The sequence below is a fragment of the Micromonospora salmantinae genome (assembly GCF_022230905.1).
Classification (GTDB): Bacteria; Actinomycetota; Actinomycetes; order Mycobacteriales; family Micromonosporaceae; genus Micromonospora; species Micromonospora salmantinae.
Genome location: NZ_JAKKFG010000008.1, coordinates 23,555 through 46,870, shown reverse-complemented (window position 1 = coordinate 46,870; position 23,316 = coordinate 23,555). Strand labels below are relative to the sequence as shown.

The 23,316-nt window shown below is 71.3% G+C and carries 18 protein-coding genes; 12 read left to right on the top strand and 6 right to left on the bottom strand.

The window, feature by feature from the left end:
* Position 1: 1 nt before the first annotated feature.
* The 3 genes from PSH03_RS07550 to PSH03_RS07535 all read right to left on the bottom strand — a co-directional run bounded on the left by PSH03_RS07550 (position 2) and on the right by PSH03_RS07535 (position 5,923).
* The gene (locus tag PSH03_RS07550; protein ID WP_238688657.1) at positions 2-2,176 is read right to left on the bottom strand and encodes an FUSC family protein; all 2,175 of its coding nucleotides are present in this window, start codon (positions 2,174-2,176) and stop codon (positions 2-4) included.
* 87 nt (positions 2,177-2,263) lie between these two features.
* Entirely contained in the window at positions 2,264-3,676 is a 1,413-nt protein-coding gene (locus PSH03_RS07545; protein ID WP_238688656.1) for an FAD-dependent oxidoreductase, read from the bottom strand.
* Positions 3,677-3,748: 72 nt separating this feature from the next.
* Complete coding sequence (locus PSH03_RS07535; protein WP_441005695.1) at positions 3,749-5,923, bottom strand: protein kinase domain-containing protein; 2,175 nt, start codon at positions 5,921-5,923, stop codon at positions 3,749-3,751.
* 194 nt (positions 5,924-6,117) lie between these two features.
* On the opposite strand from PSH03_RS07535, the gene PSH03_RS07530 reads away from it, so the two are divergent.
* Positions 6,118-6,714 (top strand): hypothetical protein, encoded by a 597-nt coding sequence (locus PSH03_RS07530; RefSeq protein ID WP_238688655.1) that lies wholly within the window; start codon positions 6,118-6,120, stop codon positions 6,712-6,714.
* Between the two features lie 247 nt (positions 6,715-6,961).
* A complete protein-coding gene (locus tag PSH03_RS07525; RefSeq protein WP_238688654.1) occupies positions 6,962-7,834 on the top strand; it encodes a DUF4231 domain-containing protein in 873 nt (290 codons plus the stop codon).
* A gap of 160 nt (positions 7,835-7,994) precedes the next feature.
* Here PSH03_RS07525 and PSH03_RS07520 read toward each other — a convergent pair whose 3' ends face one another.
* Entirely contained in the window at positions 7,995-9,377 is a 1,383-nt protein-coding gene (locus tag PSH03_RS07520; protein WP_238688653.1) for a cation:dicarboxylate symporter family transporter, read from the bottom strand.
* Between the two features lie 91 nt (positions 9,378-9,468).
* Between PSH03_RS07520 and PSH03_RS07515 the strand changes: the two genes are divergently transcribed.
* From PSH03_RS07515 to abc-f, 4 genes are all read left to right on the top strand, one after another.
* Positions 9,469-11,061, top strand: a complete 1,593-nt coding sequence (locus tag PSH03_RS07515; protein ID WP_238688652.1) for an ATP-binding protein — start codon at positions 9,469-9,471, stop codon at positions 11,059-11,061.
* Positions 11,058-11,753, top strand: a complete 696-nt coding sequence (locus tag PSH03_RS07510; protein WP_210786439.1) for a response regulator — start codon at positions 11,058-11,060, stop codon at positions 11,751-11,753. The genes PSH03_RS07515 and PSH03_RS07510 overlap by 4 nt, the downstream gene beginning before the upstream one ends.
* 35 nt (positions 11,754-11,788) lie before the next feature.
* The gene (locus tag PSH03_RS07505; RefSeq protein WP_308194358.1) at positions 11,789-12,178 is read left to right on the top strand and encodes a type II toxin-antitoxin system VapC family toxin; all 390 of its coding nucleotides are present in this window, start codon (positions 11,789-11,791) and stop codon (positions 12,176-12,178) included.
* A gap of 289 nt (positions 12,179-12,467) precedes the next feature.
* Complete coding sequence (abc-f, locus tag PSH03_RS07500) at positions 12,468-14,105, top strand: ribosomal protection-like ABC-F family protein (RefSeq protein ID WP_238688650.1); 1,638 nt, start codon at positions 12,468-12,470, stop codon at positions 14,103-14,105.
* 44 nt (positions 14,106-14,149) lie between these two features.
* On the opposite strand, the gene dnaE is transcribed toward abc-f, so the two are convergent.
* Positions 14,150-17,680, bottom strand: a complete 3,531-nt coding sequence (dnaE, locus tag PSH03_RS07495; RefSeq protein WP_238688649.1) for a DNA polymerase III subunit alpha — start codon at positions 17,678-17,680, stop codon at positions 14,150-14,152.
* Positions 17,681-17,824: 144 nt separating this feature from the next.
* Between dnaE and PSH03_RS07490 the strand changes: the two genes are divergently transcribed.
* From PSH03_RS07490 to PSH03_RS07480, 3 genes are all read left to right on the top strand, one after another.
* Positions 17,825-18,445: an L-threonylcarbamoyladenylate synthase gene (locus PSH03_RS07490; RefSeq protein ID WP_210786442.1), complete on the top strand. Its 621-nt coding sequence runs from the start codon at positions 17,825-17,827 to the stop codon at positions 18,443-18,445.
* An 88-nt stretch (positions 18,446-18,533) separates the two neighbouring features.
* A complete protein-coding gene (locus PSH03_RS07485) occupies positions 18,534-19,073 on the top strand; it encodes an RNA polymerase sigma factor (RefSeq protein WP_210786443.1) in 540 nt (179 codons plus the stop codon).
* A complete protein-coding gene (locus tag PSH03_RS07480; RefSeq protein ID WP_238688648.1) occupies positions 19,070-19,615 on the top strand; it encodes a hypothetical protein in 546 nt (181 codons plus the stop codon). Before PSH03_RS07485 ends, PSH03_RS07480 begins: the two co-directional genes overlap by 4 nt.
* Before the next feature lie 6 nt (positions 19,616-19,621).
* Here PSH03_RS07480 and PSH03_RS07475 read toward each other — a convergent pair whose 3' ends face one another.
* On the bottom strand, positions 19,622-21,079 hold the full coding sequence (locus PSH03_RS07475) for a serine/threonine-protein kinase (protein ID WP_238688647.1): 1,458 nt from the start codon (positions 21,077-21,079) through the stop codon (positions 19,622-19,624).
* Positions 21,080-21,209: 130 nt separating this feature from the next.
* Here PSH03_RS07475 and PSH03_RS07470 point away from each other — a divergent pair, with 130 nt between their 5' ends.
* The 3 genes from PSH03_RS07470 (at position 21,210) to PSH03_RS07460 (ending at position 23,225) form a co-directional block, all read left to right on the top strand.
* Positions 21,210-21,809, top strand: a complete 600-nt coding sequence (locus PSH03_RS07470; protein WP_238688646.1) for a hypothetical protein — start codon at positions 21,210-21,212, stop codon at positions 21,807-21,809.
* A gap of 130 nt (positions 21,810-21,939) precedes the next feature.
* The gene (locus PSH03_RS07465) at positions 21,940-22,281 is read left to right on the top strand and encodes a PadR family transcriptional regulator (protein ID WP_091401756.1); all 342 of its coding nucleotides are present in this window, start codon (positions 21,940-21,942) and stop codon (positions 22,279-22,281) included.
* Positions 22,278-23,225: a permease prefix domain 1-containing protein gene (locus tag PSH03_RS07460; RefSeq protein WP_238688645.1), complete on the top strand. Its 948-nt coding sequence runs from the start codon at positions 22,278-22,280 to the stop codon at positions 23,223-23,225. Before PSH03_RS07465 ends, PSH03_RS07460 begins: the two co-directional genes overlap by 4 nt.
* The last annotated feature ends 91 nt before the right edge of the window (positions 23,226-23,316 follow it).

Sequence of the window (23,316 nt, the reverse complement as noted above, 5' to 3'; positions counted from 1 at the left end):
CTCACGGTCGCCCTGCGGAACCGGGCGGCGGGTGGATCCGGGCGAGACTGTCGGCGAGGCCGGCGAGCCACCGGTCGACCTCCACCAGGTGCCGGACCGACTGATGGTCGGCCTCGCCGAGGAGCGGACGGATCCGGTCCAGGTGGTCGACGCAGGTGCTTGAGACTGGCGCCCGCTCCGATGTCCGGCCGTGGGCGACCTCGTCGGCGAGGGCGTCGTACGCCGATCGCAGGCGCCCGGCGGAGTCCCGCAGCAGCGCCGCCGCACCGGGCCAACCGGCGAGGCAGCCGGGTGGGTTGCGGCGCAGCAGCGACTCCGCGCCGGGCACGACGTGGTGCCCGGCGCTCAGCACCGCGTCCCAGTTCACCTGTTGACGGTGCGGATCGTGCCGCTCGGAGTGGTACTGGCAGTACGACGAGTCGATCAGGACCATCCGGCGACGGACCCGGTTGAGGGCACGCGCGGGTGGCGGAGCATCGCCGAGCACCGCCTGGACCGTCTGTTCGACAGCGTCCGCGCTGGCCGCCAGGTAGCGGGTGGCGTTGTGCCGCAGGTCGTGGCCCGCGCCGCGCGGCCAGATCGCCACCCCGGCGAGCACGCCGATCACCGCGCCGAGCAGCACGTCGACGAGGCGGGCCTCGGCGATCCGCCACCCTTCCGGGCTGAGTTGGGCGAAGACGACGGTCAGCAGCACTGTGAACAGCGCCTGCTGCCACACCGGGCCGAGCAGGCGGCCGACGCCGAAGGCCAGCAGCAGGGTGACCGGCAGGACGACGGCGTACACGATCGGCTCGTCGACGACGAGCATCACCCCGCCGCTGACGACCGCACCGATGATCGTGCCCAGCACGGCCGGCCGCAGGGCGGTGCGGGTGTCGGCGGCCGACGTGCGCAGAACCGTGAGGGTGGCCAGCAGCACCCAGAAGCCGTGGGTCAGCTGCAACACCCCGGCGGCCACCCGGGCGATGGCGAGCGCCACGGCCAGCCGCAGCGAGCTGTGCAGGTGGACCGAGCGCGGCGCCAGGTGGGAGCGGAACTGCCACCAGTACAGCGTCCACGGGCTGCGCCGGGCGTACTCGAACAGCGCCGAGGAGGCGTCGTCGCCGCCGAGCCGCGCCCCGGTGGCCACCCGGGAACCGACGACGAAGACCCGTACCTGGTCCGCGAGGGCCACGGCGGTCGCGTCCCGGCACAACCGGGGTACGTCCGGCGAGTCGCGGACCTGGCCGTCTCCCACCGGGTACGCCGTCTCGGCTCGTCCGACCGCCACGTCCAGGTCGGCCGGTGCCACCGCCGGGGCACCCGGCGACAGGCTCCGACCGGCCGCGCGGGTGGTGTCCGCACACGAGCGCAGCAGACGCGCCGCCGCCAGGTCCGGGATCGGCTGCGGCGGGGCGTCCGCCGCCAACCGGTCCGCCTCGGCGAGCACCTCCCGTAACGCGGCCGCGCAGATCCGCAACGCCCGATCCTGGGCGCCCGCCGCGGTGGGCGCCCACGCCGGAGGGCTGCGGTTCAGCTCGATCGCCGCCACCACGTCGTACGCCCGCTCGCGCCGCGCGTCCCGATCACCAGCGGCGGCGTGCGGGTAGGTCAACCGCTCGGCGGTGACGTCGAGGAAGGCGGCGACGCCGTCCGCCGCCGCGGCCAGGCGCTGCCGGTAGGAGACCGGCACCGGGTCGGGCCAGAGAAACACCTCGGCCGCGGCGAGCAGCACGATGGCGAGCGTGACCCCGCCGAGTCGCTCCGGGAGGGTGCCCGGTTGGTACGGCGGGAACGACGCCAGGATGTAGAAGAGCTGGAAGGCGCTGGCCAACCCCACCAGGCGCGGGTTGCCGACCCCGGCGAACGCCACCACGAACCCGACGACCAGCATGCCACCGGCTGCCGCCCAGGTGCCCCACGCCAACAGCGAGCCCGCCGCGATCAGCGCCCACACCACCGGCAGCGACAGCACGAGGATCCGCGCCCGTTGCGGCGCCGGACCAGGTAGCTGAGCGAACGACCCGGCGGCGATCGTGCCGAACAACCCGTACGTGGCGAGCGTCGAGTTGTCCGCGCCGTACCGGCAGCCGTAGAAGACGACGGACGCGACGAGCGTCAGCCGGGCCGCACGTCGCAGGATGGCGTCACCCGGGTCACGGCGGCGAAGCCGGCCAAGGAGGCTGGTTCCGAGCACTACCGCTCCCCCGGTTCGTCGCGGCACCCCTCCCCGGCCCACCATTCTCCACCGCGCCCGGCGGTGGGCGGCGGGTTTGGCGACGAATCACCGCCGGGAGCCGCCGAGCAGGCCGAGCCGCAGGGCCCGGAAGAGGGTGCCGGGGCGGCTCAGGGCGGCCGGGTGGTCGAGCATTGTGGTGACCCGGCCCAGCCGGGCGTTGAGCACCGGGTCGGTCAGCGACGCCCGGAAGAGCAGGTCCCCGAACCACTTGGTGACCTTGTAGCCGGGCGGGTACGGCCCGTCGACGTGCGGCAGCTCGATGTCGGCGGTGGTGGAGATCTGCCAGGCGGCGTCGACCACCACGCGGACCTGGTCGAAGTACGCGTGCGCGGGCTCGTCGTGCGGCTTCGGACCGGAGCGCAGGTACTTCGACAGGCAGGAGGCGTGCAGTGTCGCGGAGGTCATGCCCTGGCCGTACACCGGGTTGAAGGACGCGACCGCGTCACCGGCGGCGACCAACCCGGCGGGCAGGCGGTCGAGCTTGTGGAAGTCGCGGCGTCGGCTGTCCGCCTGGTGGTAGGTGACCACCCCGCCGAGCATCTCCCCGTGTTCGGCGATGTCACCGAACATCTGCGGGTAGTGCTCCCGGCAACGGGCGGTGAAGTCGGCGACGTCGCGGCTGGGGCGGTCCCCGTCGTAGCCGGCCACCAGCATGATCCAGCGGTCCCCCTCGACCGAGTTGATCCCACCGATCCGGGCGGTACGCCCCTTGCCCGCCATGGTGTGGAAGACCGCCACCCAGGCATCGCTGACCAACTCGTCGCGTTTGAAGAGCGCCGTGGCGTAGTTCAGCTTGATCGGCATGCGGTGCAGCGGCGGGCGCGGCCACCCGTGCTCGGCCAGCCAGTCGCTCAACCGGCTGGACCGCCCCATCGCGTCGACCACCAGGTCCGCCGCTTCGACGACGGGCTCGGTGCCACCCTCGGGCACGTACCGGGCGCCGTTGACCCGCCGCTCGTCGAAGAGCAGACCCTCCGCCCGGCCGTACACCATCCGGATGTTGTCGATGGCGAGGGTGCGTCGGCGGACCAGCGCCTCCAGGAACGGACGCGTGGTGATCAGCGCCGGTCCGGTGCCGGTCGCCGCGGGCGGCAGACCCAACATGCCGTTCACGAAGACCTTCGCCGTGCCCGGGTCGCGCGGTGGCGGCGGGGCGCCGAGCGCGAGCGCCTCGTCGGCGATGCCGGGAAACCAGCGCTCCAACTGGACCTGACCGGCGGGCAGCAGCGCGTGCACCTGACTGCCCTGGGGCACACCCGGCCGTGGACCGGCGTCGACATCGGACGGATCCCGCTCGATGATCAGCACTTCCTCGGCGTGGTCGCTCAACACCCGGGCCGCCAGCAACCCGGCCATGCTGCCACCGAGCACCACCGCACGCCGCATGACCACTCTGGTCTCGGCGGGTGGTTCGGCCGTCGCTATCTCGGCGAAGAGCCGGGACGGAGAGGGGGCCATGCGATCACTCCTCGAACGGTCGGGAACCTCGGCATCCACGACCGTAACCACCCCAGCCCCTGCCGTCAGGGCTCAATTGGCCCGCCACTTCTGGTTGGCGTTGCCGCTGCACTGCCAGATCTGCAGCCGGGCGCCGTTGTCCGGGTTCGAGTCGAGCACGTCGACGCACCTGTCCGCCCTGGTGTTCACCAGGTCGTACGCCTTGTTGAGGGTGAACCTCTGCGATGCCGCGCCGGAACACTCGGCGAGTTGCACTGCTGCGCCGTCCTCGGTGGAGTGCCCTGCGACATCCAGGCACTTGCCCATCGAACGGACCGTGCCGTCCGCCGGGAAGGTCCACAGCTGCTTCGCGGTCCGCCGACAGTCCCAGATCTGCAGCCGCGCACCGGCGACGGCGTTGCCGTCCGGGATGTCGATGCAGCGGTCACTGGCGAAACTGGAGATCTGCTTGCCGGCTGGCGTGCTGCCCTGCGTGGGGGACGGCGGCGGAGCAGCCGATTGCTGCGTCGGATCCCCCGGGCCGGTCGTCGTGCCGCTACCAGTCCCGGGCGACGGCGGCCCCACGCTCGCCGACGGTGGCGGACCGGCGGGTCGGGACGGCGGGACACCGGCGACCGGCAGGCCTTGGAAACCATCCGCGATCAGCGCGAAGACCGCCGCGCTCGCGGACCATTCGGCGGCGGAGGTGGTCCAGTCGATCGAGTACGCGTGCCCGTTGTGACCGACGAAGGCACGGCTCAGCGTGTGCATCGGAGTGCCGTCCTCGTCGGTGTACGCCCACTCCCACTCGGCGGCCCGCAGCTGGTAGCGCAGCGCGTCGAGCCGTATCTGCCGGTAGTCGGCGTAGCGCCCGCGTTGCGCCTCCTCCCGCTCCCGCAACTCGGCGACCAGGTCCGCCGGGACGGCCGGCAGCTCGTCGACGACGAGCACGCGGCTGCCGTCCGGCTCGCGGAACACGGCGCGCGCACCGTCGCGTCGCGCCTGCCAGCCGTCCGGCACCGGTACGAGGAAGCGGGGATCGTCACGGTAGTAGCGCCAACCCGCGGGCGCCGGTGGCAGCACCCTGGACACCGGCGTCTCGGCGATCGGCGACGGGTTCACTGCCGGCGCCGCCACTCCGCCGTCACCCGCGCCACCGAACAGCCCACCATTCAGCAGGGACGCGGTGACCAGCAGGACGACCAGCAGGGCGGCGGCACCGATCGACCCGATCAGCCGGGCCCGACGCCTGCGGCCCGCCCCGGACCCCGACGCGGGGACAGCCGGCGCGGCAGGAACAGCCGGCACGGCGGGCGGGTCGGGCTCGACGGTGACGAACTCGGGCACGATCGTCGGACGGGGCCCATCGCCGACGGCGGTGGCGGTCGTGGCGGTGATCCGGGTCAGCGGCCCGCCGCCGGCGGTGCTCACCTCGGCGGCCGGCACGTCCGGGGTGGCGGCCTGCCGCAGGAGACGATCCGCCTCATCGGCGCTGATCCGCTGGTCCGGCTCGCGGCGCAGCAGTCCCGCCAGGAGCGGGGTCAGCCGACCTGCTCGTTGTGCCGACGGTGGTGGCTCGGTGGCGAGGGCTGCCAACGTGGCGATCGGAGACGAGCGGTGGTACGGGGTGCGTCCCTCGACCGCCGCGAAGAGGGTGGCGCCGAGCGACCACAGGTCGGCCGCCGGTCCCACGTCGCCGTCGGTGGCCCGCTCGGGCGCGAGGAACGCCGGCGAGCCGAGCACCATCCCGGTCTGGGTCATCCGTGGGTCGCCGGGGAGGGTGGCCAGACCAAAGTCGGTCAGCACCACCCTGCCGTCGTCGCCGAGCAGCACGTTGGCCGGCTTGACGTCCCGGTGCAGCACGCCGGCCCGGTGTGCGGCGCGCAGCGCACCCAGAATGCCGAGCCCGATCCGCGCGGCGCGCTCCGCCGGCATCGACCCCTCGGCTTCGAGCACCTGTTGCAGGGACCGGGACGGCACGAGTTCCATCACGATCCAGGGATCATCGCCCGCGTGCAGCACGTCGAAGACGCGTACCACGTTGGGGTGGCCCAGTCGGGCGACGGCCCGCGCCTCGCGCATGGACCGTTCGCGCATCTCCCGGCGTTCGTCGTCACGCAGGCCGGGCGGCGCCACCAACTCCTTAATGGCGACGTCGCGCTGGAGCATCTCGTCGCGGGCCTGCCACACGCGGCCCATCCCGCCCTGGCCGAGCGGACGGACCAGCCGATAGCGATCGGCAATCAACTGTCGAGAGGCGTCTGGCACGACAGGAACGTACCCGGCGAGGTTTACCCGCCCAATTCCTGTGGCGGCTGGAAAAGGCGGCAGTCGGATATGTCACACGCAAGATCGACTGCTGAGCGATCGTTCATTTAGACATAACTCCACCATCGGCGCGAGCACGGTCGCCCACCGCAATGTTACCAACGCGTACATCGGTAATCTGCTATGAATATCGAATGAATTCGAATTCCACCGGACACCGGATCGGCCGCGCCACGGCCCGGTGGGGATTCCTGTACCTGGCGGTGGCCCTGTCCGCCTGCACGCCGGCAGGTGACTCGCGCCAACACACCACGCCGCCGGCCAACCGCGCGGCGCCGTCTTCGAGCGCCAGCGCTGGTGGGCCGCCGTGCACGCCATCGGTCGACACGCTGCCAGCACCGCCGGCGGGCTACCGGTCGGTGGGCGAAGACGTGGCGGTGCCCACCACTCCTGTGCTGTCGGCGGAAGATTCCGGGGAGGCCGATCCGGCGGCACGGCTGTTCGCCAAATGGGGGCTCGTCGTCCGCGCCGGCACGGTCGTCGACCTGCGGGTGGCACCGGGCTGGCAGGACAAGGCCCGGCTCGGCTGGGGCGGCACCGGCACCCCCGCGTCGACCGTCACGGTGCACGCCTGCGCGCCGGAGAGTGGGCAGGGTCAGTGGATGGCCTTTGTCGGCGGCACCTGGGTCGCACAGGCCGCCTGCGTACCGCTCATCGTGACGTCGAACGGCCAGAACGACAGCGTCACCCTCGGCATCGGCCTCCCCTGCGACAAGACCACCGAGCCGTAGCCCCCCACGTCCACCCCCAGCACGGTTGATCAAGAGCTTTGCGCCATCCAACCCGGGTGTCCTGCCGCAAACCCCTTGCTCAACGGGGATAGCGGTGGGGGACGGCGTTGGTTGGGACGGGCGTCGCTGCGGGCGGTCCGGGTGGACGGCTGGGTCTACTGTCTACACCGCCTACGTACCGACTGTTCGTCGGGATCGCTGTTCACCCCCGCCGACGCCCTGGACGTTCTGTCGAGAGGTCAACGACATGCTGAAGGCCGAGGATCTCCCCCCGTTTCAGCGCGCCGTGTCCTACGAGTCGCAGCGCGGCCAACGCGTGTACGCAACCCTGATCGCGCTGCGGCTGTCCCTGCTCCTGGTGGCCGCGATCGCGGGAGTCGCCACGTGGAAACTCGACAATTTCGCCCCGGGCCCGGCGCTCGCGGCGGGCGCCTTCGCCGCCACCTCGATCGTCGAGGTCTTCCTCCTCACCAATCGCCCCAATGAACGGTGGTACGTCGGCAGAGCCCTCTCCGAATCCATCAAGTCGCTCACATGGCGATTCGCCATCGCGGCTGACCCTTTTCCCCGAGCGCGAAGCGAATCCGACAGCGCCGAGGAATTCACCAACCGACTGTTGGGCCTGACCCGAGACATGTCGGCCGCCTCGTTGGCGGCCCCAGCGGTGGCTGGGCAACAAATCACGGAAGGAATGCGGACACTACGGGCCGCCTCCCTCGACGAGCGCCGCGCCGCGTACCTGACCGGCCGTCTTGAGGCGCAACGAGCCTGGTACGCCGAACGATCACTGTCGAATCGGGCGCAGGCGACCCGCTGGTCGGTCAGCATGCTCGTGATGGAGATAGTCGGGGTGACCCTGGCCGTGTCGAGGGCCGCCGGGCTGACCGACCTCGACCTGCTCGGAGTGGCCGCCGCGGCGGTCGCGGCCGGCGCGGCCTGGACGCAGACACGGCAGCACGGTGCGGTGGCCACCGCCTATGCCCTGGCAAGTCAGGAACTCGCCGCCATCGGGTCCCTCGGTACCCGGATCAGTTCGGAAGCCGACCTGTCGCGATTCGTGAACGACACGGAGACGGCGATCTCCCGGGAGCACACGATGTGGCGAGCACGCCGACGCTGACGCCTGGACGCACGGCCACCGCCCACTGATCACCTCGATTCTCAGGAAGTCGCGGTGGCCGGGCGGCTCGGATGCTCCGATGTCCAGGAAGCCGAGCGCATCACATCGTGGAGCGGGGTCGCGGCGGCGCGGCCGCCGCGACCCCGGTTCACGCCGTGACTCAGGCCGGGGCTCCGGCCAGCGTGGCCTCCTTCTCGTCGGGGCGGGACGCCGCCTCGTCGTCGTGCTCGTCGACCATGGTGGCCTCGTCGAACGGGTCGTTGCCGCTCAGCACCGCGGTCGCCCGCTCCCGGTCGAACTCGCCGGTCCAGGTTCCCACCAGCACTGTCGCCACCGCGTTGCCGGCGAAGTTGGTCAGCGCCCGTGCCTCCGACATGAACCTGTCGATGCCGACGATCAGCCCGACCCCGTCGACGAGGTCCGGCCGGTGCGACTGGAGGCCACCGGCCAGCGTGGCCAGCCCGGCACCGGTGACCCCGGCGGCACCCTTCGACGCGATGATCATGAACAGCAGCAGCGAGATCTGCTCGCCGATGGCCAGCGGCTTGCCCAGCGCGTCGGCGATGAACAGCGACGCCATGGTCAGGTAGATCGCCGTACCGTCCAGGTTGAACGAGTAGCCGGTCGGCACAGTGATGCCGACGACCGGCTTGCTCACACCGAAGTGCTCCATCTTGGCAATCAGCCGTGGCAGCGCCGACTCCGACGACGAGGTCGACAGGATCAGCAGGAACTCCCGGCCCAGGTAACGCAGCAGCGAGAAGATCGAGATCCGGGCCACGAACCACAGCAGCGCGCCCAGGAACACCAGCACGAAGATCAGGCAGGTGGCGTAGAAGCCCACCATGATCTGGGCGAGGCTCTTGAGGGCGTCCACGCCGGTCGCGCCGACCACGGCGGCCATCGCGCCGAACGCACCGATCGGCGCCAGCCACATGATCATGGCGAGGACCTTGAAGACGACCCGCTGGATGACGGTGATGGCGCTGAGCACCGGCTCACCCCGCCGGCCCATGGCCTGGACGGCGAAGCCGACCAGCAGGGCGACCAGCAGCGTCTGGAGCACCTTGCCCTCGGTGAGCGAGGAGAGCAGCGTCGTCGGGATGATCCCGAGCAGGAAGTCGGCCGTCCCGGCGGCCTCGTCACCGGCGGCGGCCTTGCCGGAGCCGACGAGGTCCGGGCCGAGGTTCAGGCCCGAGCCGGGGTGGATGAGGTTGCCGACGACCAGGCCGATGGCGAGCGCGACTGTCGACATGGTCAGGAAGTAGCCGAGGGCCAGGCCGCCGACCTTGCCGACCTTCGCGGCCTGCCGGACGGAGCCGACGCCGAGCACGATGGTGCAGAAGATGACCGGGCTGATCATCATCTTGATCAGGTTGACGAAGCCGGTGCCGATCGGCTTCAGTTCCTTGCCGAAATCGGGGGCGACCAGGCCGACCACGATGCCGGCGACCACGGCCACGATGACGGCCACATACAGGTAACGGGTACGGTCCCGGCGGACCGCCGGTGCCGGGGTGGTGGCGGATGCGGTGGTGTCCATGTCGACAATGTGAACCGCGTCTCACCCGTTGACAGCCTTGCGGTCATTCTGTTCACCGCGATGGCGAAACGGCGGCGCGAGGAGGGAGGTGGTGGAGGTGGCCCGACGCCAGTGGAGCATCGCGGGGCAACTCTTCGCCCTCCAGGCGATGGTGGTGACGCTGCTCGTGCTGGCCGGCGCGGCGGGCGCCGTCTGGCTGGCCCGCAGCGACTCCCGCCAGGCCGCGCAGGAGGAGGTGCTCGCGGTGGCGCAGACCGTGGCGGGCTCCCCCGACGTCCGCGCGGCCCTCGCGACCGCCGACCCCGCGAGGGTCCTCCAGCCGTACGCCGAGTCGACCCGGAAGGCCACGGGCACCGACTTCGTGGTGGTGATGGCCCCCGACCGCACCCGTTTCTCGCATCCGACCCAGGACCGGATCGGCGAACCGTTCGTCGGCGAGATCGGGCCCGCTCTGACGGGCCGCGCGTTCACCACCACCAATGTCGGGACGCTCGGCGAGTCGGTGCGCGCTGTCGTTCCGGTGTACGACGAGCAGCGACACCTCGTCGGTCTGGTCTCGGTGGGCATCACCACCCGCGAGATCGACAAGAAGCTGCTCGGCCAGTTGCCGGTGCTGTTCGGTGTGGTCGCGCCGGCTCTGGCGCTCGCCGCGACGGGCTCCTGGCTGCTCAGCCGCCGGCTCCGTCGCCAGACGCACGGTCTGGGGCCGGCCCAGATGACCCGGATGTACGAGTACTACGACGCCGTCCTGCACTCGGTGCGTGAAGGTCTCGTCGTGCTGACCACCGATCGTCGGGTGGCGTTGGTGAACGACGAGGGCCGCCGGCTGTTGGGGCTCGACGCGGACGCGCCGGTGATCGACCAGCCGGTGGCCGGGATCGACCTGCCGCCCGCGGCGGCCGAGTTGCTCGACTCCGGGCGCGACGCCCGCGACGAGCCGATCGTCGCCGGTGACCGGGTGCTCGTCGCCAACCAGCGGACCACCCGCTTCGAGGGCGCGGTGCTCGGCACCGTGCTGACCCTGCGCGACCAGACCGAGCTGCGCACCCTGGCCAGCGAGCTGGATTCGGTGCGCGCGTTGACCGAGGCGTTGCAGGCGCAGACCCACGAGTCGGCCAACCGGTTGCACACAGTGCTGACCCTTGTCGAGTTGGGCCGCGCCGACGAGGCCGTCCGGCTCGGCACCCGGGACCTGGCCCTCGCCCAACAGCTGACCGACCGGGTGGTCGGCGCGGTGACCGAGCCGGCGTTGGCCGCACTGCTGCTCGGCAAGTCCGCACAGGCCGGTGAGCGCGGGGTGGATCTGGTCATCGAACCGGACTGCCGCCTCGACGACAGTCCGCTGCCGACCGGCGACCTGCTCACAGTGGTCGGCAACCTGGTCGACAACGCCCTGGAGGCGGTGGCCGGTACGCCGGCGCCGCGCCGGGTGCGGGTCTTCGTCGGCGCTACCGACGACGAACTGGTGGTCCAGGTGGCAGACAGCGGCCCCGGGCTGGCACCGGAGCGGGTCGCCGACGCGTTCCGGCGCGGCTGGTCCACCAAGAGCACCGGCCGGGGCCTCGGCTTGGCGCTGGTCGGGCAGGTGGTACGCCGGCACGGCGGCAGCGCCGAGGTCTGTCGCTCGGACGACGGCGGCAGCCTGTTCACCGTCCGGCTGCCGGGCAGGATCGAGCGGTCATGACCGCCATCCGGGTGCTGGTCGTCGAGGACGAGCCGCTACTGGCCGAGGCGCACAGCGCGTACACCGAGCGGGTTCCCGGCTTCGTGGTGGTCGGGGTGGCGCACACCGCGCGGGCGGCGATGGCGGCCCTGCGCGCCAACGACGGCGGCGACGTGGACCTCGTACTCCTTGATTTTCGGCTGCCCGACCTGCACGGCCTGGACGTCTGCCGGGCGCTGCGCGCGGCCGGCAGCAGCGTCGACGTGCTCGCGGTGACGTCCGCGCGGGACCTGGCGGTGGTGCGCACCGCGGTGTCTCTCGGGGTGACCCACTACCTGCTCAAGCCGTTCACGTTCGCCGCGTTCCGCGACAAGCTGGAGCGGTACGCCGACTACCGCGCCCAGGCGCTCGCCGACGGCGAGGTCGCCGCCCAGCACGAGGTGGACCAGATGTTCGCCACTCTGCGCGGCACCGCCGGGCACAGCCTGCCCAAGGGACTCGACGCGCAGACCCTCGATCGGGTACGCGCCGCGCTCACCGACGGCACCCGCGCGGAGGTCGGGCTGTCCGCGACCGAGGTGAGCGCGCTGACCGGCATCTCCCGGGTGACCGCCCGCCGCTACCTGGAGTACCTGGTGACTGTCGACCGGGCCGCCCGCACCCCGCGCTACGGCACCCCCGGCCGCCCCGAGGTCGAGTACCGCCCCCGCTGAGCGGGGCGTAACTCCGCCCCGAAACCAGCCGAGAGGTGCCACTCATCGATGCAGGAAGTGGGAGAATCGACGGCGACCCGATACGTCTCCGTGCCCGCCTGGCCGGTAAGACCCTCTGCATCACCGTCGTGACGCTCGGAGAGCTGACCAAGTGGACAGCGCTTCGAAGCTGGGGGCCGCGCAAGCTGGCCGACCTCGCGCAGTGGCGCTCGGGGATCGTGCTGCTTCCCTTCGACGAGGCGGTGGCGGTGACCTGGGGGCACCTCCAGGCGCGGGCTCAGCACCGGGGACGCCCCCGACCGACCAACGACTCCTGGATCGCAGCTTGCTGCCTGGTCGACCGGCTGCCGCTGGCGACTTTCAACGGCAAAGATTTCGCCGACTTCGCCGAGTACGACGGGCTACGTCTCTTCGACGTCTCCTAGCTTTGGCAGCTCCGTGTGTGGCTGCCCGATACTGCGAAACGGTGGCCGGCCGGGAACGCGGTGGCGGCGCGGAGATCCGTTGTTAGACTCGGCGGAGTTGGGTTGGCGATACTTCCAGGGAGACCAGACATGGCGGGTGACGACGACATCTCCGGGTGAGACCGGATGTGTTCGGCCATTGGTTCGGCGCGCCTCCTGCGCAGCCGCCGTGGCCATTTTGTCGTTCCACCGGTTCCCGTTGTCGTCGGGCGGCTGAGGCGCGCCCACCCCACCCTTTGAGGTCACTCGCATGTCTGATGCGTTCATTGTCTGCTCGAACCTGTCCTTCTCCTGGCCGGACGACACCCCGGTCTTCTCGGAGCTGTCCTTCACCGTTCCCGGCGGTCGCACCGGCCTGGTCGCGCCCAACGGCGCCGGCAAGAGCACCCTGCTGCGGCTGATCGCCGGAGAGCTGCGACCCAGCGGCGGCAGCGTCACAGTCGACGGTGTGCTCGGCTACCTCCCGCAGACGCTGCCGCTGGCCGGCGACCTGAGCGTGGCGCAGGTGCTGGGCGTGGCTGAGCGGATCGCGGCACTGCACGCCATCGAGGCCGGCGACGCCAGCGAGGAGCACTTCGCCACCATCGGCGACGACTGGGACATCGAGGAGCGCACCCGCTCGGAGCTGGACCGGCTCGGCCTGGGTGAGCTGTCGCTCGACCGCCGGCTGCACACCCTCAGCGGCGGCCAGGTGGTCTCCCTCGGCCTGGCGGCACAACTGCTGCGCCGCCCGGACGTGCTGCTGCTCGACGAGCCGACGAACAACCTGGACCTGGAGGCCCGGCACAAGCTCTACGACGTGCTCACCGAGTGGTCCGGATGTCTGCTGCTGGTCAGCCACGACCGGGAACTGCTCGACCGGATGGACCGCATCGCCGAGCTGGACCAGGGCGAGATCCGCTGGTACGGGGGCAACTTCACCGCGTACACCGAGGCGGTGCAGGCGGCGCGGGAGGTGGCCGAGAGCAACCTGCGCAACGCCGAGCAGGAGGTCAAGCGGGAGAAACGGGAGATGCAGCAGGCCCGGGAGCGGGCCGACCGGCGGGCCAGCAACGCCTCCAAGAACCTGAAGAACGCCGGCCTGGCCCGGATCGTCGCCGGTGGGCTCAAGCGCAGCGCGCAGGAGTCGGCGGGCAAGGCGCAGGAGACGCACTCGTCCCGGCTCGGTCAGGCCAAGGCCCGACTCGACGAGGCCGGCCGGGCGGTACGCGACGAGGACCGGATCGTCGTGGACCTGCCCGACACCACCGTCCCGGGCGGGCGCACGGTCTTCTCCGGCCACGGGATGCGGGCCCGCTTCGACGACCGGGAGCTGTTCGGCGGCGACGGCGCCGACCTGGTGATCAGGGGGCCGGAACGGATCGCCCTGACCGGGGCGAACGGCGTCGGCAAGTCGACCCTGCTGCGCCTGGTCAACGGTGACCTGCAACCGTCCGGCGGTGAGCTGAAGCGCGGCGAGGGGCGGATCGCGTACCTGTCGCAACGGCTGGACCTGCTGGACCTCGACCGCACGGTGGCGGAGAACTTCGCCGCCTACGCGCCGAGCCTGCCGGACGCCAAGCGGATGAACCTGCTCGCCCGGTTCCTGTTCCGGGGCGCCCGGGTGAACCTGCCGGTCGGGGTGCTCTCCGGCGGTGAACGCCTGCGCGCCACCCTCGCCTGTGTGCTCTGCGCCGAGCCGGCGCCGCAACTGCTGCTGCTCGACGAGCCGACGAACAACCTGGACCTGGTCAGCGTGGGTCAGCTGGAGAGCGCGCTGTCGGCGTACCAGGGGGCGTTCGTGGTGGTCAGCCACGACGAACGGTTCCTCGCCGAGATCGGCGTGCAGCGTTGGTTGCGGTTGGCCGACGGCCAGTTGCGGGAGATCAGCGCCCCCGAGCGGGTCTGAGCCCGGCGGTCCGGCCGGCGCCGGCCGGCCGGACCGATGCCGGCTCAGCTCACGTTGGCCGGGCCGAGGACGCTCTTCAGGTCACCCATCAGCGCGGTCGTGGCCGCCACCCGGAACGGGCCCAGCCGCAGGGTGGTGGTGCGCCCGCCGTTCTGGAGTTTGACGTGCACCTCGGTGTCGCCGGGGTGCAGCACCAGGGTTTCCTTGAGTTTCTCCACCAGCGGTGGTGTGCAGCGGTGCACCGGGATGGTCAGGGTGACCGGCTTGTTGGTGGCGCTGGTGCTGACGTCCGGCATGGACATGTCCATCGCCATGATCCGCGGGGTGTCGTCGCGGCGGTCCACGCGACCCTTGACCACCACGATGGCGTCCTCGGCGATGTACTGCCCGATCACCTCGTAGGTGTTGGGGAAGAACAGCGTCTCCACCCCACCGGCCAGGTCCTCCAGGGTGGCCGACGCCCAGGCCCGGCCCTGCTTGGTGACCCGGCGCTGCACCCCGGACAGGATGCCGGCGAGGGTGACGATCGCCCCGTCGGGCACCCCGCCCTCCTCGGCCAGGGACGCGATGGTGGTGTCGGCTGCCGCGTTGAGGATGTGCTCCAAGCCGAAGAGCGGGTGGTCGGAGACGTACAGGCCGAGCATCTCCCGCTCGAAGGCCAGCTTGTCGCGCTTGTCCCACTCGCTGTCGCCGATGGTCGGCATCACAGTGGTGCTGCCGGTGTCGGCGTCACCGAAGCCGGCGCCGAACAGGTCGTACTGGCCGACGGCCTCCTTGCGCTTGACGTCGGCGTACGCGTCGATCGCGTCGGCGTGCACCGCGAGCAGGCCCTTGCGGGGGTGGTCCAGGGAGTCGAACGCACCCGCCTTGATCAGCGATTCGATGGTCTTCTTGTTGCAGACCACGGCGTCCACCTTGGACAGGAAGTCGTAGAAGTCGGCGTACTCGCCCTTCTCCTCCCGGCAGCGCATGATCGAGGCGACCACGTTCGCCCCGACGTTGCGGACGGCGGCGAGGCCGAAGCGGATGTCCTTGCCGACCGGGGTGAACGGCCCGGCCGAGGTGTTCACGTCCGGCGGCAGCACCTGGATGCGCATCCGGCGACACTCGGCCAGGTAGAGCGCCATCTTGTCCTTGTCGTCGCCGACGCTGGTCAGCAACCCGGCCATGTACTCGGCCGGGTAGTGCGCCTTCAGGTACGCCGTCCAGTAGGAGACCAGGCCGTACGCGGCGGAGTGCGCCTTGTTGAAGGCGTACCCGGCGAACGGCACCAGGACGTCCCACACCGCCTGGATCGCCTCGTCGGAGTAGCCGCGCTCGCGGCAGCCGTCCCGGAACGGGATGAACTCCTTGTCGAGGATCTCCTTCTTCTTCTTACCCATGGCCCGGCGCAGCAGGTCCGCCTGACCGAGGGTGTAGCCGGCGAGGATCTGCGCGGCCCGCTGCACCTGCTCCTGGTAGACGATCAGGCCGTGGGTGGGCGCCAGGATCTCCCGCAGCGGCTCCTCCAGCTCCGGGTGGATCGGCGTGATCTCCTGGAGGCCGTTCTTGCGCAGCGCGTAGTTGGTGTGCGAGTCGACGCCCATCGGGCCGGGTCGGTACAGGGCCAGGACGGCGGAGATGTCCTCGAAGTTGTCCGGCTTCATCAACCGCAGCAGGGACCGCATCGGCCCACCGTCGAGCTGGAACACGCCCAGGGTGTCACCGCGGGCCAGCAGTTCGTACGCGGCCTTGTCGTTCAGCGGCAGGCCCAGCAGGTCGAGCTTCCGGCCGTGGTTCAGCTCGATGTTCTTGACCGCGTCGTCGATGATCGTCAGGTTGCGCAGGCCGAGGAAGTCCATCTTCAGCAGCCCGAGCGACTCGCAGGTCGGATAGTCGAACTGTGTGATGATCGCCCCGTCGGCGTCGCGGCGCGTCAACGGGATGTGCTCGATGATCGGCTCGGCGGACATGATGACGCCGGCGGCGTGCACACCGGTCTGCCGGATCAGCCCCTCGATGCCCTTGGCCGTGTCGATCACCTTGCGGACGTCCGGGTCGGAGTCGTACAGGCCGCGGATCTCGCCCGCCTCGGCGTAGCGGGGGTGCTTGTTGTCGAAGATGCCGGTGAGCGGGATGTCCTTGCCCATCACCGCCGGCGGCATGGCCTTGGTGATCCGGTCGCCGACCGCGTACGGGAAGCCGAGGACCCGGGCCGAGTCCTTGATCGCGGCCTTCGCCTTGATCGTGCCGAAGGTGGCGATCTGGGCGACCTTGTCCTCGCCCCACTTGTCGGTGACGTACTTGATCACCTCGCCGCGCCGACGCTCGTCGAAGTCGATGTCGACATCCGGCATCGAGACCCGCTCGGGGTTGAGGAACCGCTCGAAGATCAGACCGTGCTGGATCGGGTCCAGGTCGGTGATGCCCAGCGCGTACGCGACGAGCGACCCGGCGGCCGAACCACGGCCCGGACCCACGGCGATGCCCTGGTTCTTCGCCCACTGGATGAAGTCGGCGACCACGAGGAAGTAGGACGGGAAGCCCATCTGGTTGATGACGCCCAGCTCGTACTCGGCCTGGACGACGTGCCCCTCCGGGATGCCGTTCGGATAGCGGCGGGCCAGGCCGGCGAAGGTCTCCTTGCGGAACCAGGACTCCTCGGTCTCCCCCTCGGGCACCGGGAAGCGCGGCATCAGGTTGTGGAACTCGAACATGCCCTTCGGGTCGACCTTCTCGGCCACCAGCAGGGTGTTGCGGCAGCCTTCCTGCCACAGCTCGGACGAGTCCACGGCGCGCATCTGGTCGGCGCTCTTGATGAAGTAGCCGCCGCCCTCGAACCGGAACCGGTTGGGGTCGTCGATGTTGCTGCCGGTCTGCACGCAGAGCAGCACGTCGTGGGCGGTGGCCTGCGCCTCGTGGGTGTAGTGGGAGTCGTTTGTGACCACCGGCGGGATGTCCAGCTTGCGGGCGATCTCGGTGAGCCCCTCACGGACCCGGCTCTCGATGGAGAGGCCGTGATCCATGATCTCCAGGAAGTAGTTGTCCTTGCCGAAGATGTCCTGGTAGCTGGCGGCGACCTTGAGGGCCTCGTCGAACTGGCCCAGCCGTAGCCGGGTCTGCACCGCGCCGGACGGGCAGCCGGTGGTGGCCATGATCCCCTCGGCGTGCTCGGCGATCAGCTCCATGTCCATCCGGGGCCACTTGACGTAGTGCCCCTCCATGGAGGCGCGCGAGTTGAGGGTGAAGAGGTTCTTCAGGCCCTGCGCGTTCTTCGCCCACATGGTCTTGTGGGTGATCGCACCGTTACCGGAGATGTCGTCGCTCTTCTGCTCCGGGCGACCCCACTTGACCCGTGCCTTGTGATAGCGCGACTCCGGCGCCACGTACGCCTCGACGCCCAGGATCGGGGTGATCCCGGCGGCCATCGCCTGGTTGTAGAAGTCGTTCGCGCCGTGCATGTTGCCGTGGTCGGTGATCGCCACAGCGGACATGCCCAGCCGCTTGGCCTCGGCGAACAGGTCCTTCAGTCGGGCCGCTCCGTCGAGCATCGAGTACTCGGTGTGCACGTGCAGATGCGCGAACGAATCAGCCATGCGTGGCGCCCCCCGGCGGTGTGGATCTTGTTGGTCGGAGCCGACCGGGACCTACCCTACCGAGGTGATCTCCGGCGCTCCACCGTCCGCGCCGAGGGTGGCCCTCGTCTCCTGATCCTCCCCGCGTGCGCCTAGTCTCGGAGGATGGCGAGGTACTACGACGTACACCCGGAGAACCCACAGCCCCGGGTCATCGGGCAGGTCGCCGACCTGATCCGCAGCGGTGGGCTGGTCGCCTACCCGACGGACTCCTGCTATGCGCTCGGCACCCAACTGGGCAACCAGGACGGGCTGGACCGGATCCGGCAGATCCGACATCTCGACGATCGGCACCACTTCACGCTGGTCTGCCACGACTTCGCCCAGCTCGGCCAGTTCGTGCAGATCAGCAACTCCGTCTTCCGCCTGGTCAAGGCGTCCACTCCGGGCAGCTACACGTTCATCCTGCCGGCCACCAAGGAGGTGCCCCGCCGGATGCTGCACCCGAAGAAGCGGACCGTCGGCGTGCGGGTGCCCCGGCACACAGTCACCCAGGCGCTGCTGGCCGAGCTGGCCGAGCCGCTGGTGTCCAGCACGCTGGTCCTACCCGGCGACGAGGAGCCGATGACCCAGGGCTGGGAGATCAAGGAACGGCTCGACCACCAGCTCGACGCGGTGCTCGACGCCGGCGACTGCGGCAAGGAGCCGACGACCGTGATCGACCTGTCCGGGCCCGAACCGGAGATCCTGCGCCGGGGCGCCGGGGACGTGTCCCGCTTCGACTAGCGGGTCGGGTGCCGGACCGTACGGGGGCACGCGGGCCCCACCGGTCGTACGCTCAGGGATCGGCACCGGCGAGCATTGGACATCCGGCATGCCCGACGCGGACGACATCGACGCCCTGGCCCGGTCCGCCGCGCACGGCGACCCGGCCGCGCTGAACTCCCTGCTGGTCGCGGTGCGCCCGGAGGTGCTGCGACTGTGCGCCCGATTCCTGCCTAGCCGGGAGGACGCCGAAGAAGCCTGCCAGGACACCTTGCTGGCGCTGGCCGGCGGCATCACCCGGTTCGAGGGGCGTTCCTCGTTCCGCACCTGGCTGCACCGGCTGACCGCCAACCGGGCCCGTTCCACGTACCGCACGCTGCGCCGCCGCTGCCGGCTGGAGGCCGAGGGCGTACCGCTGCCCGACCAGGCCGACCCCCGACGGACCAGCGTGGTCGCCGGCACCCGCCTCGACCTGCTCGACGCCTTCGACTCGGTCCACCCCGACCTCGCCGAGGTGGTCGCCCTGCGCGACGTCCTGGGGCTGAGCTACCCGGAGATCGCCGCCCTGCTCGACGTGCCGCTGGGCACTGTGAAGTCCCGGTTGCACCTGGCCCGGCGGCAGGTCCGGCAACGGCTCGGGGCGGAATGAGCCGCCCGTCGTTCCGCCGGGTCGTCGTCGTCCTCGCGGCCACCGTGGGCGTCGCCGCCTGCGGCGCCGACGCCGTCTCGCCCCTGCCCGTCCAACCGCCCGGCCCGAGCCTCTCGACCCCGACAACCTCCACGATCGCCACGATCCCCGCGCCCGGCACGCCCTCCGCGTCGCCGTCCCGACCGCCACCGACCAGCGCGCGCCCGGCCGCGCCACCGCCCGCACCCACCAGGACAAGGGGTACGCCCCGACCGACTCCCCCGCCGACCGACGCCACGCCGGCCTGTCAGGGCGCGGTGCGCTACGACCTGCCGCTCGCCGAGACCGAGATGGAGCTGCTGAAATCGCTCTGCTTCGCCACCGGTGCGGTGCTGCGCATCCAGGGCATCGGGCCGGGGCTCGTCACAGTGGACCGCCCCGACCTGGTGTCGCAGCACTACGAGGCGGGCGTGGTGGACATCCGCTTCGTCCGGCCCGGCACGGTCGCCGTGACGATCCCCAAGGACGGCCGGGAGCACACCATCACCGTTGTGGTCCGCTAGCCGCGCCTAGCGCAGGCGCACCCCGGCGAGCAGGGTGTCCACGAAGGCGGGCCCGCTGTCCGCTGGCGGGACGATCTGCGCGTACACCAGGGCGGGCCGGCCGGGGTGCAGAGCGGCCGACTCGGTGATCTGCGGCCGACCCCGCTCGCAGCGGTACGCCACCACTGTCCACTCGACGCCGGCCTGCCGGGTGACCCGGGCCGGCGCGGGCGTGCAGTCGCCGTGCGTGCGCTCGGCCAGGAACCCGGCGGGCGTGGCACGGGCCGCCGTGCTGGCGGAGAGACCCACGAAAGCCCCGGGCAGGCGAGGGTCGGCCGCCCAGCGGCGGGGTTGCGGCGACATCACCAGCGCCGGTTCGGGTTCGCCGTCGGCACCGTACTGACCGGCCCAGGTGGCACCCGTGGCGGACCAGCCGGGCGGCAGCGTCACGGTCAGCGGCCCGGTCGTGTACGTGCCGCCGACCGGCCGGGCCGACCCGGCACCATCCGGCTCGGCGCCCGCCACACCCACCGCGGCGACAGCCACCACAGCGGCCGCGACGCGCCGCAACCGGTACGGGCGGCCCGGCCGAGGTTGGCGCCGCACCGGACCGGCGGCCGTCGCCGGCCCCGTCGGGCCACTCCCGCCGGTCGACGCGACCGGCCGACCCGCCGGGCCACTCGCGCGATTCAAGGCGGCGTGCAGGGTCGCGGCGTCGGGGTAGCGGTCGGCCGGACGGTGGGCGGTGGCCCGAACGAGCACCGCCGCGACCGCCGCAGGCACGTCGTCCCGAAGTCGGATCTCCGGGGGATGCCGAGGCGGGTCGGGTCTGGTCCGGTTCGCGCCCGACGGGTCGGCGGCCAACAGTCGGATGCCGAGCCGGCCGAGCCCGTACACGTCGGCGCGGGTGTCGACCACCGCGCCCGGATCATCCTGCTCGGGGGCCATGTAGCCCGGGGTGCCGGCCCGAGCGGTCAGCCCCGAGGCCGCGGCGAGCGCCTTGGCGAGGCCGAGGTCGGCGATCAGCACCTGTTCCGCGCCGCCGGGGGCGGCGGAGCGGAACAGGATGTTGCCCGGGGTGAGATCACGGTGCACGACGCCGTGGCGGTGCAGCACGGCCACCCCGGCGCAGACCTCGCCGAGCAGCCGCAACGCCGTCGGCGCGGGGATCTCGCCAGTAGCCAACCGGTCCCGCAGGCTGCCCCCGTCCGCCCAGGCCAGGACCGCGTACGGGCGGCCGTCGGGCAGCTCACCGACGGCGTGCACCCGGATCAGCCGCTCGTGCTCCAACCGGCGCAGCAACCGGGCCTCGTCCAGGAAGCGTTCCCGCACCCGCAGGTCGTGGCTCCAGTTCTCGGCCAGCACCTTGATCGCCACGTGCGCGTCGAGCGCCCGATCGTAGCCCAGCCAGACCGTCGCGAACGAACCGACGCCGAGCAGTCGCTCGACGGCGTAGGGCCCGATCCGCAGTGGAGCCGTCACCATGTCACCCCCGGCCAGCACGGTCGGTCGGCGTTCGTCTGCACAGTAGACCCGGCCGGTCGGAATTCCGACGAACCGTTGGCCCTGGCGCGGTGACTAAGAGGGCAGGAGACCCATCACCGAAGGAGCCACCATGAACCGTCCCGCGATCCTCCTCACCACCGCCGCGTTGGCGCTCGGCACGCTCGTACCGGCGACCGTCGCCGGCCCGGCGGCGGCAGCGCCAGTGGCCGGCGGCGTCGCGTCCGCCTCGGCCCGCGGTCCGCTCGCCGTCGCCGCCGGGCACACCCACCCGCAGGTGCTCAGCGTCGGTGGCGTCGGCGTGTACCGCATCGGTGCCAGCCTGGCGTCGCTCACCACGAACGGGCACCTCGACTGGACCGTGCCGACCTGCGGCGGGGTGGTGCACGCCGGCGCGGCCGGATCCTGGGCGGGCGTGATCCTGCTGGCCTTCCGCGACGGGCGACTGGTGGAGGTCGGTACGGCGACGGTGCCGCCACGGTCCCCCGCCGGTGCCACTGTCGGCATGTCCTTCGACGAGCTGGAGGCGATCTACGGCTGGCGGGGGTCGCTGATCCGCAACGACGCGGGGGACGCCGAGGCGTACCTGGTCCGGGCGGGGTCGCGGGTGGAGCTGTTCACCGGTCACCCGATCCGGCCGGGGGTCGGCTACTTCCAGGTCGGCCCGGCAAGCTTCCTCGAGCGGAACTTCCGGCAGGGCGTGTCCTGCTGACTTTTCCCAGGTGCGGGGCGTCCGGTGTCGGCCGGGCGCCCCGTCCGTCGTGTCGGCCCGAACGGAGGTTGGGCGGACACGATGATGTCGGCGTAGACAACACTGTGTGCCACACAGTATGGTGTGACACATGGTTAGCGAGGACGTTCTACGGACGCACCTGCAGGAGTTGCGTCGAGGCACCGTCGTGGTGGCCAGCCTGGTCGCGCTACGCCGACCGGACTACGGCTACGCACTGCTGCAACGGCTCAGCGACCACGGCTTCCCGGTCGACGCCAACACCCTCTACCCGCTGCTGCGCCGCCTGGAGGACCAGGGGCTGCTGACCAGCGAGTGGAACACCGAAGAGAGCCGACCGCGCAAGTTCTACCGGACCAGCGACGAGGGCGAGTCGATGCTGAACCGGCTCCTCGACGACCTCGCCGCCGTGCAGACCTCCATCACCGGGCTGATCCAAGGAGTGGACCGATGAACACCCTGACCGACCGCTACCTCGCCGCCACCCTGCGATCGGTGCCCACCCAGCGCCGAGACGAGATCGCCAACGAGCTGCGGGCCTCCATCGAAGACATGATCGACGACCGCACCGGCGGCGGCGCGGACCCGGCAGTGGCCGAGCGGGAGGTGCTCACCGAGCTGGGCAATCCGGACGTGCTGGCCGCCCGGTACGCCGACCGCCGGCTGCAGCTCATCGGCCCGACCTACTACCTGCTCTGGCTGCGACTGCTGAAGCTGCTGCTCAGCTTCATCCCGGCGCTGGTCGGCACGGTCGTCACCGTGGTCGAGGCGGCCGAAGGAAAGGGTTTCGGGGCCATCGGGCCGGGCGTCGTCACGGCCATGCAGGTGGCCGTGCAGATCGCCTTCTGGCTCACCCTGACGTTCGCCATTCTCGAGCGCACCCAGACGGCCGTGGACGTGCCGGAGTGGACGGTGGACCAGCTGCCCGACGCACCGGTGCGACGAGGCATCCCCCTCGCCGACACCATCGCATCGGTGATCATGCTGGTGCTGACCATCGCGTACCTGCCGCTCCAGCACTACCACTCCTGGGTGCGTGGCACCGACGGCGAGAACATTCCGATCCTCGACCCGGCGCTCTGGTCGTTCTGGCTGCCGGCGTTGATCGTGGTCCTCGCCGCCAGCGCTGTGGTCGAGATCGTCAAGTATCGGATCGCGCACTGGACCTGGACGATCTTCGGCATCAGGGCGGTGCTCAGCCTGGCGTTCGCGGTGCCGCTGATGTGGTTGGCGCTCTCCGACCGACTGCTCAACCCGGCCCTCGGCGAGCGGTTCAGCTGGCTGGCGGAGGCGGACAACCGGGACTCCCTCGGCCTGGCCATCGCGGTGGGCGCCGCCGCGATCGTGGTCTGGGACCTGGTCGACACCGCAGTGAAGACCCGGCGGCAGACCGCGTGAGTGATCCCCGACCCGACGGCCCGGCGCGTACCCCGCGCCGGGCCGTCGCCCGTCGTGGTGACCGCGGCGGCCCGCCCGGTTGGAGGGCCTG